Annotated in this window: 7 protein-coding genes; 4 read left to right on the plus strand and 3 right to left on the minus strand. The window is 65.3% G+C overall.

The window, feature by feature from the left end; all coding sequences use genetic code 11:
• Positions 1–17: 17 nt before the first annotated feature.
• A complete protein-coding gene (treS, locus tag ACR9ZC_RS00915) occupies positions 18–3,482 on the minus strand; it encodes a maltose alpha-D-glucosyltransferase (RefSeq protein ID WP_481578740.1) in 3,465 nt (1,154 codons plus the stop codon).
• Positions 3,472–6,939 carry a maltotransferase domain-containing protein gene (locus ACR9ZC_RS00920; RefSeq protein ID WP_481578741.1) on the minus strand — a complete coding sequence of 1,156 codons (3,468 nt, stop codon included), beginning with the start codon at positions 6,937–6,939 and terminating at the stop codon, positions 3,472–3,474. Before ACR9ZC_RS00920 ends, treS begins: the two co-directional genes overlap by 11 nt.
• A gap of 561 nt (positions 6,940–7,500) precedes the next feature.
• Here ACR9ZC_RS00920 and ACR9ZC_RS00925 point away from each other — a divergent pair.
• The 4 genes from ACR9ZC_RS00925 to ACR9ZC_RS00940 are packed head-to-tail and all read left to right on the plus strand — an operon-like array spanning position 7,501 to position 12,264.
• Positions 7,501–8,052 carry a sugar dehydrogenase complex small subunit gene (locus ACR9ZC_RS00925; protein ID WP_481578742.1) on the plus strand — a complete coding sequence of 184 codons (552 nt, stop codon included), beginning with the start codon at positions 7,501–7,503 and terminating at the stop codon, positions 8,050–8,052.
• An 18-nt stretch (positions 8,053–8,070) separates the two neighbouring features.
• Positions 8,071–9,672 carry a GMC family oxidoreductase gene (locus ACR9ZC_RS00930; RefSeq protein WP_481578743.1) on the plus strand — a complete coding sequence of 534 codons (1,602 nt, stop codon included), beginning with the start codon at positions 8,071–8,073 and terminating at the stop codon, positions 9,670–9,672.
• Positions 9,673–9,720: 48 nt separating this feature from the next.
• A complete protein-coding gene (locus ACR9ZC_RS00935; protein ID WP_481578744.1) occupies positions 9,721–11,478 on the plus strand; it encodes a c-type cytochrome in 1,758 nt (585 codons plus the stop codon).
• A 48-nt stretch (positions 11,479–11,526) separates the two neighbouring features.
• On the plus strand, positions 11,527–12,264 hold the full coding sequence (locus tag ACR9ZC_RS00940) for a metallophosphoesterase (protein ID WP_481578745.1): 738 nt from the start codon (positions 11,527–11,529) through the stop codon (positions 12,262–12,264).
• A 95-nt stretch (positions 12,265–12,359) separates the two neighbouring features.
• Here the strand turns inward: ACR9ZC_RS00940 and ACR9ZC_RS00945 are convergent, their stop codons facing one another.
• Positions 12,360–13,223: a LysR family transcriptional regulator gene (locus tag ACR9ZC_RS00945; RefSeq protein ID WP_481578746.1), complete on the minus strand. Its 864-nt coding sequence runs from the start codon at positions 13,221–13,223 to the stop codon at positions 12,360–12,362.
• Positions 13,224–13,291 lie beyond the last annotated feature (68 nt).

A 13,291-nucleotide genomic window follows, 5' to 3' on the forward strand; every position in this document is an offset into this window, starting at 1 on the left:
GAGTACACCGAAGCAGATCAAGGCGACGCGGGCGAGCCGTCGGCGTGGCCGTCGTCACCCAGTGCGCTGGTTTTGCCGCCGCCACTGCCGGCTCCGGACGCCGGTACGCCGAGCAGCCGGTCTGCGAGCGCGGCAAGGCCGCGCACGGGCAGCGCCAGCCAGGTCGGCCGATTGGCGGCTTCGTAGCGGACCTCGTAGGCGGCTTTCTCGATCAGGAAAAGATCGAGCAGGGCGGCCTGCGTCTCCCCGGTGACGAGCGGTTTCACCGCTTTGTCGATCGCCTCGCGATAGCCGGCCAGGAAGGCTTCCTCGCCGCTCGTGCGGAAGCGCTCGAACAGCATGCGCTTGCGATCGGCGGTCGGCGCCGGCGCGTTTTCGAGCGTCGGCTGCGCGGCGGCGCTTGCATAGGAAAGCGAGCGCAGCAGGCCGGCCACGTCGACGAGCGGGCTTCTCTTCATACGCCGTTCCTCGAGCGACCGCGCGGGCTCGCCTTCGAAGTCGATCAGATAGACATCGTTTTGCGCGATCAGCACCTGCCCCAGGTGGAAGTCGCCATGCACGCGAATGCGCAACGCGTCGACGGTCTCGGGAACATGCTTCTCGATCGCCTCGGTGAGCCGTGCGCGAATCGAGACGAGGTGCTCGGCTGCCGCGCGCGTATCGGGCAAAAGATGCTCGCCGGGTTTGGCGAGCTCCGCGGCGAGAACATCGAGCCCGGCCGCCAGCATCGTTTTCACGCCGTCGACCCACCCGCGCACGTCTTTGCGCGTGGCGGGCTCCGGCGCGAAGGCCGGGTTGTCGCTGGGCGCCGCGAGTGCCGCGTGAAGCTCGCCGAGCCGGCGTCCGATCGTTCCAGTGAGGCCGCAATAGGCCGCGAACTTGTCCGCTTCCTGTTCCGGCTCCTCGGTTTCGGCGGCGAGCGCGAGCTCGTCGACGACCCGGCGCAGATAGTCGAGGGCCCAGTTCCACGCGTCGCCCTGGTTTTCGATGAAGCCTTGCAGGAGGACGAGCGTATGCGGCACCCCCTCGGGATCGACACGCACGACTTCACCGTAAAGCGGTGCCGTGTTGGCATAGCCGATGTCGGTCAGATAGCGGCTCATCTCCGCTTCGGGGTGAACGCCGCCGACGACGCGCCGCACGAGCTTGAGCACGACGCGCTCGGCCACGATCAGCGAGCTGTTGCTCTGCTCGGCGGCCAGCCAGCGGATCTCCGCGGATTCGCCGATGTCCTCGAGTTCGTCGAAGCGTGCAGTCGGCACGAAGCGGATTTCGCTCTTTTGGACGGTCTGCACGATGGCGCGCTCGCGCAGTTTTTTCAGTACGCCATGCGCGAACTGCGGCAGCGCGAACGCATCGGTCAGATGTCCGATGTTGCGCCCACGTCGCACACGAGCGAGCGCGAGCTGCATGAAGAGCGGCACGGTGGTATCCGAGCCCCAGGTGATGCCGAGCGGCAGCACGTAGCGCTCGGTATGGCTGCCGACATCGGCTTCGATTTCCGTGAAGGCGAAACCGGCATCGGGAATGGTGGTGAGGGCGGCGAGCCGGACTGCCTTGAGCTTCTGGTCCTTGGAGGCGAACCAGCGCCGACGGCTCAGATACGATGGCAGCACTTCCGATTCGAGCAGCCGCACGTTTTCGGGCGTCGGTCCCGTCTGCTCGGACCGAATGACGAGCGTGACGAATTCCGGCAGTTGCTCGGAACCGGGCTGGCTCCACGACGGACGGTCCTCGCGCGAGCACAGCGAGAACCAGAGGAAGCCGTAGGGTGGGAACGTCAGCAGATAGCTGAGCTGCCCGATGGCCGGAAAGACGGAATCGGCCGTCATTTCGACGGGGACGCGTCCGGCAAACTCCGACAGATCCAGCTCGACGGCCTGCGGCGCGCGCGAAAGATTCGCGACGCAAAGGATCGGCGGCTGCCCTTCGAGCTCGCGCAGGTAAGCCAGAATCTTGCGATTCGCGGGCCGCAGGAAGCGGATGCTGCCGCGCCCGAACGTGTGGGCCGAACGGCGCGTCGCGAGCATCCGGCGCGTCCAGTTGAGCAGCGAATGCGGATCGCGCGTTTGCGCTTCGACGTTGACTGCGTCGAAGCCGTAGAGCGAACCCATCAACGGCGGCAGTACCAGTTGCTCGGGATCGGCCCGCGAAAATCCGCCGTTGCGGTCGGACGACCACTGCATCGGCGTGCGCACGCCATCGCGATCGCCGAGATGGATGTTGTCGCCCATGCCGAGTTCGTCGCCGTAATAGATGACGGGCGTGCCCGGCATCGACAGTAGCAGCGAATTGATGAGTTCGATGCGGCGGCGGTCGCGTTCCATGAGCGGAGCGAGCCGCCTGCGGATGCCGAGATTGAGCCGCGCGCGACGATCGCTCGCATAGGTGTTCCACAGATAGTCGCGCTCGGAATCGGTCACCATCTCGAGCGTGAGCTCGTCGTGGTTGCGCAGGAAGATGGCCCACTGGCAAGTGGGCGGCAACTCCGGGGTTTGCCGCATGATGTCGGTGATCGGGAATCGGTCCTCGCTCGCGATCGCCATGTAAAGACGCGGCATCAGCGGGAAGTTGAATGCCATGTGGCATTCGTCTTCGTTGCCGAAGTACTCCTGCACGTCCTCGGGCCACTGATTCGCTTCGGCAAGCAGCATCCGGTTCGGATACTCCGCATCGATCGTCGCGCGAATGCGCTTCAGGATCGCGTGCGTCTCCGGCAAATTCTCGTTGTTGGTCCCTTCGCGCTCTACGAGGTACGGTACGGCGTCGAGCCGCAGCCCGTCGATGCCCATGTCGAGCCAGAAGCGCATGACCTGCAGCACTTCGCGCATCACGGCGGGATTGTCGAAGTTCAGGTCGGGCTGGTGCGAATAGAAGCGGTGCCAGTAATACGCGTTCGCGACCGGGTCGTGCGTCCAGTTCGACGGCTCGGTGTCGATGAAGATGATGCGCGTGCCGGCGTACTTCTTGTCCGTATCGGACCAGACATAGTAATTGCGATAGTTCGAGCCCGGTTTGGCGCGCCGCGCCCGCTGAAACCATGGATGCTGATCCGACGTATGGTTGATGACGAGTTCGGTCACGACACGGATACCGCGCGCGTGGGCACCCTGGATGAAGCGGCGCACATCGGCGAGCGTGCCGTAATCGGGGTGCACGTCGCGATAATCGGCGATGTCGTAGCCATCGTCGCGGCGCGGAGAAGGATAGAACGGCAGCAGCCAGATCGTATCGACGCCGAGACCGGCAATATAGTCGAGCTTCGCGATGAGGCCCGGAAAGTCGCCGACTCCGTCGTTGTTCGCATCGAAAAACGACTTCACGTGCACTTGATAGATGATCGCGTCCCGGTACCAGAGCGGATCGTCCGTCAGCGGCGATTGCTTTGCCCGGCGGCGGGCCCGCTCGCGCTTGCGGCTCGCGTCCGGGGCACGGTCGGCCTCGGCGGTGGCCGGGTCGACGTGATGATCTTCACGCTTCATGATGGGTCTCCGCGGCGGCGGGCCGGCCATGTTCGAGCTGCGCGCGCGTATCGCGCGGCAACCCCGCTGCAGGCGCGATGCGCAGTATTGCGAACGGCAGCGTGTCGGGCTCGATCCGGATGTGCTGATGGCGGCCACGCCATTCGAAGCGTGCGCCGCTGACGAGATCGGTCACGGCCAGTGCATCCCCGTCGAGCATGTGCCAGTGAGCGAAGGTGTGCCACGGCAGCTCGACATCCGCCTCCTGCGGCGAAAACGGATCGAGGCAGATGGCGACGAGGATCACGTTGTCGCGCGCTGGGGTCGCCTTTTCGAAAAAGAGAATGCGCTCGTTGTGCGCGCTGAGGAACGTGAGTCCGAGATGCGTTTGCAAGGCGCGGTTGGCGCGACGGATCCGATTGAGTGTCGTGACCACATCGACGATATTGCCGGGCCTGTCCCAATCCCAGGCACGCAACTGATACTTCTCGGAATCGAGATACTCCTCGCTGTTGGGCAGCGCCTTCGATTCGCAGAGCTCGAAGCCGCTGTACACGCCCCATAGTCCCGAGAGCGTCGCCGCGAGCGCGGCCCGGATCATGAACCCCGCTCGCCCTGACGCTTGCAGGTGACGCGGATTGATATCGGGCGTATTGACGAAAAAGTGCGGGCGGAAGAATTCGCGCACGTTCGTCTGCGTGAGCTCGCTCAGGTAGTCGGTGAAGTCGCGCTTCGATTCGCGCCACGTGAAGTACGTGTACGACTGCGAAAAGCCGATCTTCGCCAACCGGTACATAAGACGAGGACGCGTAAATGCCTCGGACAGGAAGATGACATCGGGATGCGCAGCACGAATATCGCCGATCATCCATTCCCAGAACGGCAACGGCTTCGTATGCGGGTTGTCGACGCGAAAAATCCGTACGCCCGCATCGATCCAGAAGCGGATGATGTCGCGCAGCGCGAGCCACAACGCGGGCTTCGCATCGTGCGCGTAGAACTCCGGGTTCACGATGTCCTGGTACTTCTTCGGCGGATTCTCGGCGTAGCGCAGCGAGCCGTCGGGGCGCCAGGCGAACCACGATGCATGTTCGGCGAGCCACGGGTGATCGGGCGAGCACTGGATCGCAAAGTCGAGCGCGATTTCGAGGCCGTGCTCGTGCGCGGCAGCCAGCATGCGCTTGAAGTCGTCGAGCGTGCCGAGCTCGGGATGAACCGCCGTGTGCCCGCCTTCTTGGCCTCCTATCGCGTAGGGGCTGCCCACGTCGCCGGGCTGCGCGTTCAGCGTATTGTTGCGGCCCTTTCGATTCGTTTTACCGATCGGGTGAATCGGCGGGAAGTAGAGAACGTCGAAGCCCATGTCGCGTATGCGCGGCAGCTTTGCGATGACATCGTCGAAGGTACCGTGACGCGTGGGATCGTCGCTCATCGAGCGCGGGAAGATTTCGTACCAACTGCCGAAGCGGGCCGCGGACCGTTCCGCGTCGATGCGGTAAATCACCGGGTCGCGCGAAAGAAACGGGCGGTGGCGGGCCAGCGCAACGGCGCTTTCCGTTTCCGGCGAGAGCACGATGTCGAGCCGAGCCGCCGGGTTGGCCTGCGCGAATCGCCGGGCCAACTCCTTGAGGCGCGCGATCGCATCGCGCTGCGCTTTATGGGCGTCATGCTGATCCCGATGCGGATCGGCGTCGACCGTATCGGCCGTCTGAGCCTCGGCCAGCACGCGGGCGAGCAGATGACGGGCTTCTTCGAGCTCGAGATCGACGGCCTGGTCGGCTTTCAGTTTTTTGCGGATGTGATCGACTAGCGAGGCGAAATCGTCGCGCCATGCGATCACCGTGAATTCATACCGCCCGACGCGTCCCAGCGCGATCTGCGCGCGCCAAAGGTCGAGTCCCGCGGGTTCGGCCGGGACCATCCGTGTCTCGCGCCACTTGAGCTCATCGGCGGCACGCCAGATGACAGCTGCCGCAATCTTGTCGTGTCCTTCGCCGAAGATCGCCGCGCTGATCTCGATCGGCTCGCCCACGACGCGCTTTGCGACGAAGCGGCCGCCGTCGATGGAAGGCGACACGCTTTCGATCGCAACGCGCGGGGCCGCGATCGCTTCCGTAACGGCTGCCGTCGCCGCGCGTTTCGTAGCGTGACGCGAGCTCACGCACGGGCTCGCGACGGCGCGCAAAAGCCGCGTTTCCCCGGGCGCGAGCGTGAACGGGTCGAGCGGCTCGGCCGGTGCCGTGCAGGGCTGGACGAGCGGCTTGAATAACGTCAGGTTGCCGGGCACGCCGTCGAGAAGTTGTCCCGGATCGACGAAGGCCGGCGCCCTGAGGTCCGGGTTGGCCAGCAGCAGTGCCCCCTCGCGCGCATCGCGCAAGTCGGCGGATTCTCCGCGCAGCAATGCGGCCACGTGCGCGCCGGCGCTCGAAAGGGCTCGCAGCTCGCCCACCGTCGCCAAAAGAGGCGTTTGTTGGAGCATGCGGTTGGTTTGCGCGATGTATTCGCTCAGATCGAAGCGGCCCGCGTCGAGAGCCGCCCGGTAGGCCGCAGGGCTGCCCGAACGGTACGAGAACGGCTCGTCGATGCCGCGCTCGAAGCCCATCGGCACGAGCCAGCCGGTCCCCAGTGCGGCACACGCATCGATCGCGCGCCGGTAGGCGCGCTCGATCGCCACCGCGTCGGTCGAACCCGTGTAGTCATTGACGAGGCGTGGTCCATACGGCGTCTCCGGAAAAGCGATCGGTGCGCCGATGCGCGCGAGCGCCGCGTGTTCTTCCACGAGCCAGTCTTGACGGAAGTCCCACCATCGGACCGACGAGAAGACGCTGTCGAATCCCGCGCGCTCGAGACGCGCGAGCTCGCCGCGCGCGAGGCCCGGCGTTGCGGCCAGAAAGCGCGTTTCGGGGTGGCGGGCACGCAGCGCGGCGCCCAGTTCGCGCCAGACATCGGCGCTGACCCGGTGCGGCGAATCGAAACGAAATCCCGCCACGCCGGCCTGTGCGAGCGCGGTGAGCCGCTCGCCCCACCAGGCGCCGAGTTCCGCGGCGGCGCGTGCGTCGTCGAAGTCCGCATGGGCGGCATGATCCACGCGAGGCGCGTGCCGTGGATCGAGCTTCCACTCGTCGATCTCGGAACGGCGAAACCACTCGCCGTGACCGCGCACGAGCGCGCTGTTGCCGGCGACGCGATCGAGTACGACATCGACGAGCAACGCGAGACCGTTGGCGCGGGCCTCACGCGCAAGACGCCCGAGCGCCGTGTTCGCATCGTCCGCGCTCGCGAACGCAGGATGAAGCCGGTCGTGGTCGGCGACGAGATAGAGATGGCCCGCTTCGTCGGGCGCGAATGGCGAGCCGATCAGGACGTGATCGAACCCGAGCGCGGCCGCGCGCTCGAATTGGGCCGGCCACGCGTCGAGGTGCCCAACGAGAAGGGGGTGAATGAAGTAGATCCGCGGCGCATACGCTTGACGTCGTTCCATCGGTCGATTCCAGGTCGTCCGGCGGTGTGGATGCACGCGGCTCGCGCGCGATCGCATCGCCATAGAAGGTGGCGCTCGAGGCGCGCCGGGACGGGAGGCATCGGCCCGGGACCTCGGCGGCGCTTGCGCGCGAACGAGAGCAACGCAAGCAGGTTGCATGCCGCGGTGGCGGGACGGCGCGCCCATGTCGGCGCGAATCGTCAATGGCGACCAGTATGCGCGCGTTGGCCGCGGAGGTGAGGTGTTTTGCGCACCGCGAGCGGCGCTCGCGGCCCGCGCCGGCCGGAGCGGGTAAATCTGGCGTGCCGCGCTGGCGCGTTTTTACATCGGATGCCGATTTGGCGCGCATTCGCCCCATCCGGACGCGCGAAGCATTATCCGACGATTGTCGAATGCAGCCGAGACGGCTATATTTCGTCGCTGTGGGCGCCGCCCGCGCATCTCGCACGATCTCGCATAATGAAAGACCGCCAGTTCAAGGGCGGCGCCAAGACCGGATTCGGGGGCGACCTGCAATGCCGGCGCGTGCCGGCAGGGTCACGATCAGACCTTGGAGCCCACATGACAGATGCCCGAGAGAGCCGGCGCCGCAACGCGCCGGCGGCTTTCGCCCGTAGAACGTTCGTGCTCGGCACGTCCGCCTTCGCGAGCGCGCTATCGATCGCCACGATGCTGGGCCTGCCGTTCGGCACCCGCTCGGCGTTCGCATTCTCGCCCCCGGCGGGCGGCGGGTTCGATGCGTTCATCGCGTTGACGAAGGAGCTGTGCGGACGAAGTCAGCTCGATCCCGCGCTCGGCAAGCGCATCTACGAAGCACTCGTCAAGACCGACAACGCGTTCACGCAAAACGTCGCCGCAATCAATACGTGGCTCAAATCGCACGGCGGTGTGCCGCGCGATATCGTGACGGCTGCGCTGCGGGCCGCGGAGCCGCCACTCGCGAAGACAGTCGGCCAGATCATGCGCGCGTGGTACCTCGGTCTAGTCGGCGAGTCGCCCACCGTGAAAGTGCTCGCCTACGAAAGAGCCCTGATGTTCGATCCCGTCAAAGACGTGCTGACCGTGCCGTCGTACTGCCGGGATGTGCCGTTTTACTGGACGCGCAAGCCTTAGCCGAACCTACTACAACACATGGCAAACAACCCTTCTGCCGATGTCGTCGTAATCGGCTCCGGCGTGGCGGGCAGTCTCGTTGCGCATCAGCTCGCGTTGGCGGGCGCGTCGGTCATTCTCCTCGAAGCGGGGCCGCGCCTCGCTCGCTGGCAGATCGTCGAGAACTTCCGCAACTCGCCTGCCAAGGCGGACTTCGCGACCCCCTACCCGTCGATGCCCTATGCACCGCATCCCGAGTATTCGCCGCCGAACAACTATTTGATTCAGAAGGGAGAGTATCCGTACGAATCGCAATACCTGCGGCTCGTCGGGGGCACGACCTGGCACTGGGCCGCCGCTGCGTGGCGTCTGTTGCCCTCCGATTTCAAGCTGAAGACGCTGTTCGGCGTCGGCCGCGACTGGCCGTTTCCGTACGAAACGCTGGAGCCTTGGTACTACGCGGCTGAGGTCGAGCTCGGTGTGTCCGGCCCCGAGCTGTCGGTCGATCTCGGGTCGCCACGCGCCAAGCCTTATCCGATGCCGGCGCTGCCGCTCTCGTTCATGGATGCGCGGTTTGCCGAAGTGCTCAACGCCAATGCCTTCAAGGTGGTGTCCGAACCGGTCGCGCGCAATAGCCAGCCCTACGACGCGCGCCCCACCTGTTGCGGCAACAACAACTGCATGCCGATCTGCCCGATCGCGGCGATGTACAACGGCATCGTGCATGCCGAGAAAGCCGAGCGCGCGGGCGCTCAGCTCGTGCCGCAGGCGGTGGTCTATCGAGTAGAAGCCGACGACAAGGGGCTCATCTCCGCCGTGCATTACAAGGACCCTTCGGGCGGGACGACGCGCGTGACGGGCAAGTTCTTCGTGCTGGCGGCGAACGGTATCGAGACACCGAAGCTGATGCTGATGTCGACGAGCGACAAGTTTCAGCACGGCGTCGGCAACCGCTCCGATCAGGTCGGCCGCAATTTGATGGATCACCCCGGCACCGGTGTGAGCTTCCTCGCGAACGAGGCGTTGTGGCCCGGGCGCGGGCCGATGGAAATGACATCGGTCGTCAACTTCAGGGATGGCGCTTTCCGCTCGGAGTACGCCGCCAAGAAGCTGCACCTGTCGAACGGCGTGTCGACGATGGCGGTGACGGCCGCATTGTTGCAAGCGGGGCTGACCGGTGCCGAACTAGACCGGCAGATCCGCGATCGCGCATCGCGCACGCTCACCATCAACAGCTTCCACGAGATCCTGCCCGAACCGGGCAATCGGATCGTGCCGTCGGCCGACCGTAAGGATGCGCTCGGCATTCCGCAGCCGGAGATTTACTACGCCATCGGCGAGTACGTGAAGAAAAGCGCGGCGCACACGCACGACGTGTATGCGCAGATCGCGGCGCTGTTCGGCGGCACGGAAGTGACGTTCGACGATCGTTTCGCGCCCAACAACCACATCATGGGGACGACGATCATGGGCGCCGATCCGGCGGACTCGGTCGTCGACGCCGATTGCCGCACGCACGATCACCAGAACCTTTTCCTCGCGACGAGCGGCGTGATGCCGAGCGCCGCATCGGTCAACTGCACGCTGACGATTGCCGCGTTGGCGCTACGCCTTGCGGACAAGCTCAAGCATGAACTGTAGACACTGTTTGGACACCGCACTTGGCACGCCGATCCGATGAGACTTCCGATGACGAACCCGCGACCTCGCTCCGATCCAGCCGGTATGGGCCACGAAGCTGCAAGGCGTGCGCGGCGGCGGTTGCGGCGCATTGCCACGGTCGCCACCGCGTTTTGCGGATTTGCGTTGTATCTCGCCTGGCATGCGTCGGTCGATGCCGATCTGTCGCCGGCCGATGAGTTGCCGCTTTCGGTCGCGCAGGCGCAAGGACCCGATGCGGCGCTTGCCGCCTCGTCACGCTCGGGAACGGTAGCGGCGCCGGTGCATGCAGCATTGCCGTCTTCCGGCGCGAGCGAGAGCTCCGGCGTATCCAACGCATCTGCCGCATCTGCCGCATCTGCCGCATCTGCCGCATCGACGACCGAACCGCCGACAGCGAGCACGCCCGCGGCGGCGGTGCCGGTGTCGAACGTGGCGGGCTCGGCGTCATCGTCGGCTTCGGCGACGACGTCGGCTTCGACTGCAGTGGCGAGCGCACCGACGCCGACCGAATCGCCCTCCGGCGCGCCGGGTCCCGAAGGTGCGTCGGCCGATGCCGCAACGATCGCCCCCACCTTTACGCAAGCCGACGCGGAGAGTGCCGACCTGGTGAAGCGCGGTGCCTATCTGGCCCGCGCGGGCGACTGCATTGCGTGCCATACGGCCGACAAGAGCCGGCCTTACGCGGGCGGATTGCCGATCGGCACGCCGTTCGGGACGATCTATACGCCCAACATCACGCCCGATCCCGATACGGGCATCGGCCGGTGGACCGACGCCGACTTCGTGCGGGCCATGCACGAAGGGGTCGGCAAGGGCGGAGAGCATCTCTATCCCGCCTTCCCCTATACGGAGTACACGCGTATTGCCGAACGCGACGTATTGGCGATTCGCGCCTATCTGAACACACTGACGCCCGTTCATTACACGCCGCCGCGTAACGACCTCAAGTTCCCGTTCAATCAGCGGTGGTTGCTGTTCTTCTGGAAGCTCTTCAATTTCCATGAGGGCCGCTTCGTCCCCGATCCGAAGCAAAGTCCGCAATGGAACCGCGGTGCCTATCTGGTCGAAGGGCTCGCGCATTGCGAGGAGTGCCACACGCCCCGCAACTTCATGCAAGGGCTGAAGACGAGCGGTCGGCTTTCGGGCGAAGTGCAGGCAGGTTGGCACGCATTCAACATCACACCCGACAAGACGTCCGGCATTGGCAACTGGGGCGACGACGACCTCGTGCACTATCTGTCCGTCGGCGTTGCGCCGGGCCGCGCCAATGCGGCAGGGCCGATGGCGGAGGTGGTCGCCGACAGCACCCAGTTTCTGACCAACGAGGACCTGCGCTCGATCGGCGTGTATTTGCGTTCGGTGCCGCCTGTCGCTGGCGGCGACGCCCGAGCGCGCGATCAGTGGGGCAAACCTGCCGACGATGTAACGCAATTACGCGGTACGTCGCCTGTCGGCGTGAACGGCGCCCAGCTTTTCGTCGGCAACTGTGCGAGCTGTCACGACTGGACCGGCCGCGGCATCGGTGGTGACGCTGCGTTGGCTTACCCGTCGCTGATTCATAACTCCGTAGTGGGCGCAAATAATGCTTCCAACCTCGCGTTGGTGGTGCTGCATGGTGTGGTGCGCAAGACGAAGCACGCAAACGTGTTGATGCCCGGCTTCGGCGATCAACTGAACGACGAGCAGATCGCGGCGATCGTGAACTACGTCACGCAGCACTTCGGCGATCCGCGCGCCACGTTGACGGCCGGCGACGTGGCGCAATTGCGCGCGCAGCAGCAATAGGAAATTGCATTGCGGGGCGCGGCAACGCGCACGAGCATAAGATGCGGTATGGAAACTCAAAACATTCCCCTCGTTTGCCGGCATGAATCGAATACGGCGGGCCGCGATTTCGTGGTCGGCGATCTGCATGGCTGCGTGGACGCGCTGCGCTATCTACTGCGCGAAATCGAGTTCGACGGCACACGGGACCGGCTCTTTTCGGTCGGCGATCTCGTCGATCGAGGCAGCCAGTCGGAGGCGGCGCTCGCGCTGCTCGACAAGCCGTGGTTTTATTCCGTGCTCGGCAACCACGAGGAGGCTTTGTGTCTCGTAGCGGAAGGCGGCATGCGCCGCAGTTGGTGGCATGGCATCGGCGGCGACTGGGCCGACGATTTGTCGGATGAAACGCTCCAGGAGTATGCGCGGCGTTTGCGCACGCTGCCGCTCGCGCGGGTCGTCGGTGCGGGGATGCGGCGTTTCAATATCGTGCATGCGGAATTCTTCGGCTCCGACCTCGACCTCGATTCGGGCGTCTTCACCGAGCGCGTCAGACAGCAAATGCTGTGGGGCCGTGAACTTGCGCTTGGCAACGGCGACCCGGCGCGACAGGCGGGCTTATCGCTGACTTATTGCGGCCACACGCCGATGCGCGAAATGGGGCGCATCGGCTCTCAGGTCTTCATCGATACCGGCGCGTTCGCCGTGACGGGCAAGCTGACCATCACCGAAGCGCTGACGCCACGCGCATGGTCCGTATCGGTCGAAACCGCCTTGGCGGAGGGCGCGTCTCATATGGCGTTGCCCTGAATCGCCCAGGACTCGCGCCTGAAGACGGAAGGGCACCATCGGTTTCGATATCGACGCCCTCGCTGCGGGGTAGTGCCCATCGCTGCGGACTCGCCTCAACTTCGCGACAGTCCCGCCGCGAGAATGCGCAGTGCCGAATGAGCGCGCGGCTCGCGCACTCGCGAATGAAGGACGATGTGCGACCGCGGCAGCGGCGGCAGTCCCGCGGCGCTGCCGATATCTACGAGGCCGACGGGCGCCACGCGCCGCGCGAGCGCCGATACCGCAAGGCCGGCAGCGACCGCGGCGCCGACGGCCGCGATCCCGCCCCCGACGAACGTTTCCTGCCAGGCGATGTGCGCTCGATCCAGCGTTTGCAATGCCACCGAGCGCACGCCGCAAGGACCGGCCAGCGTGGCGAGCGGCAACGGGAGCCCGGCAGTACGCTTCCAGCCCGGTGCGGCGACCCATACGAGCGGTTCGACGAAAAGTGCCTCGGCATCGCTGCGCGCACGCCATGCCGGCGTTTCGTTGGCCTCGTAGCGCACGATGCAGGCATCGAGTTGCCGCTCGTCGTATTGCGCGAGGAGCGCCGCCGACAGTCCGAGATGCATTTCCACGACGAGTTGCGGATCGTGCCGGTGCAGGCCGGCAACGAGTTGCGGCAGTTGCGGCCCCGAGGCGTGTTCGCTCAGACCGATTCGTAGCCGGGCGCGTTCGGTCCCAAGCGATGTCAGCGCCTGCTCATGTGCATCGAGCAGGCGGCGCGCCGATTCCAGGAACGCATCGCCCGCAGCCGAGAGCCGCACCGAGCGCGGCGTACGCTCGAACAGCGCCTTGCCGAGCTGGGCTTCGAGGCGCTTGATCTTGAGGCTGACCGCTGACTGCGTCGTCTCGAGCATCTCGCCCGCTCGCGTGAAACTGCGCAGGTCCGCGACATGGACGAAGGCCCGAACCGCATCGAGGTCCAATACTTTCATTTTGAAACGAAATGGATGAAATATAGATACATGACTGTTAATTATGATCGACTGAACTTATTCTGCCT

This window comes from Trinickia sp. HAY1-2D (genome assembly GCF_056754935.1).

Bases quoted from the DNA above. Each gene is read 5' to 3' on its own strand.
- ACR9ZC_RS00925 (WP_481578742.1), top strand. From the start codon at position 7,501: ATGACAGATGCCCGAGAGAGCCGGCGCCGCAACGCGCCGGCGGCTTTC.
- ACR9ZC_RS00940 (WP_481578745.1), top strand. From the start codon at position 11,527: ATGGAAACTCAAAACATTCCCCTCGTTTGCCGGCATGAATCGAATACG.
- ACR9ZC_RS00920 (WP_481578741.1), bottom strand. From the start codon at position 6,939: ATGGAACGACGTCAAGCGTATGCGCCGCGGATCTACTTCATTCACCCC.
- ACR9ZC_RS00945 (WP_481578746.1), bottom strand. From the start codon at position 13,223: ATGAAAGTATTGGACCTCGATGCGGTTCGGGCCTTCGTCCATGTCGCG.
- ACR9ZC_RS00930 (WP_481578743.1), top strand. From the start codon at position 8,071: ATGGCAAACAACCCTTCTGCCGATGTCGTCGTAATCGGCTCCGGCGTG.
- treS (WP_481578740.1), bottom strand. From the start codon at position 3,482: ATGAAGCGTGAAGATCATCACGTCGACCCGGCCACCGCCGAGGCCGAC.
- ACR9ZC_RS00935 (WP_481578744.1), top strand. From the start codon at position 9,721: ATGACGAACCCGCGACCTCGCTCCGATCCAGCCGGTATGGGCCACGAA.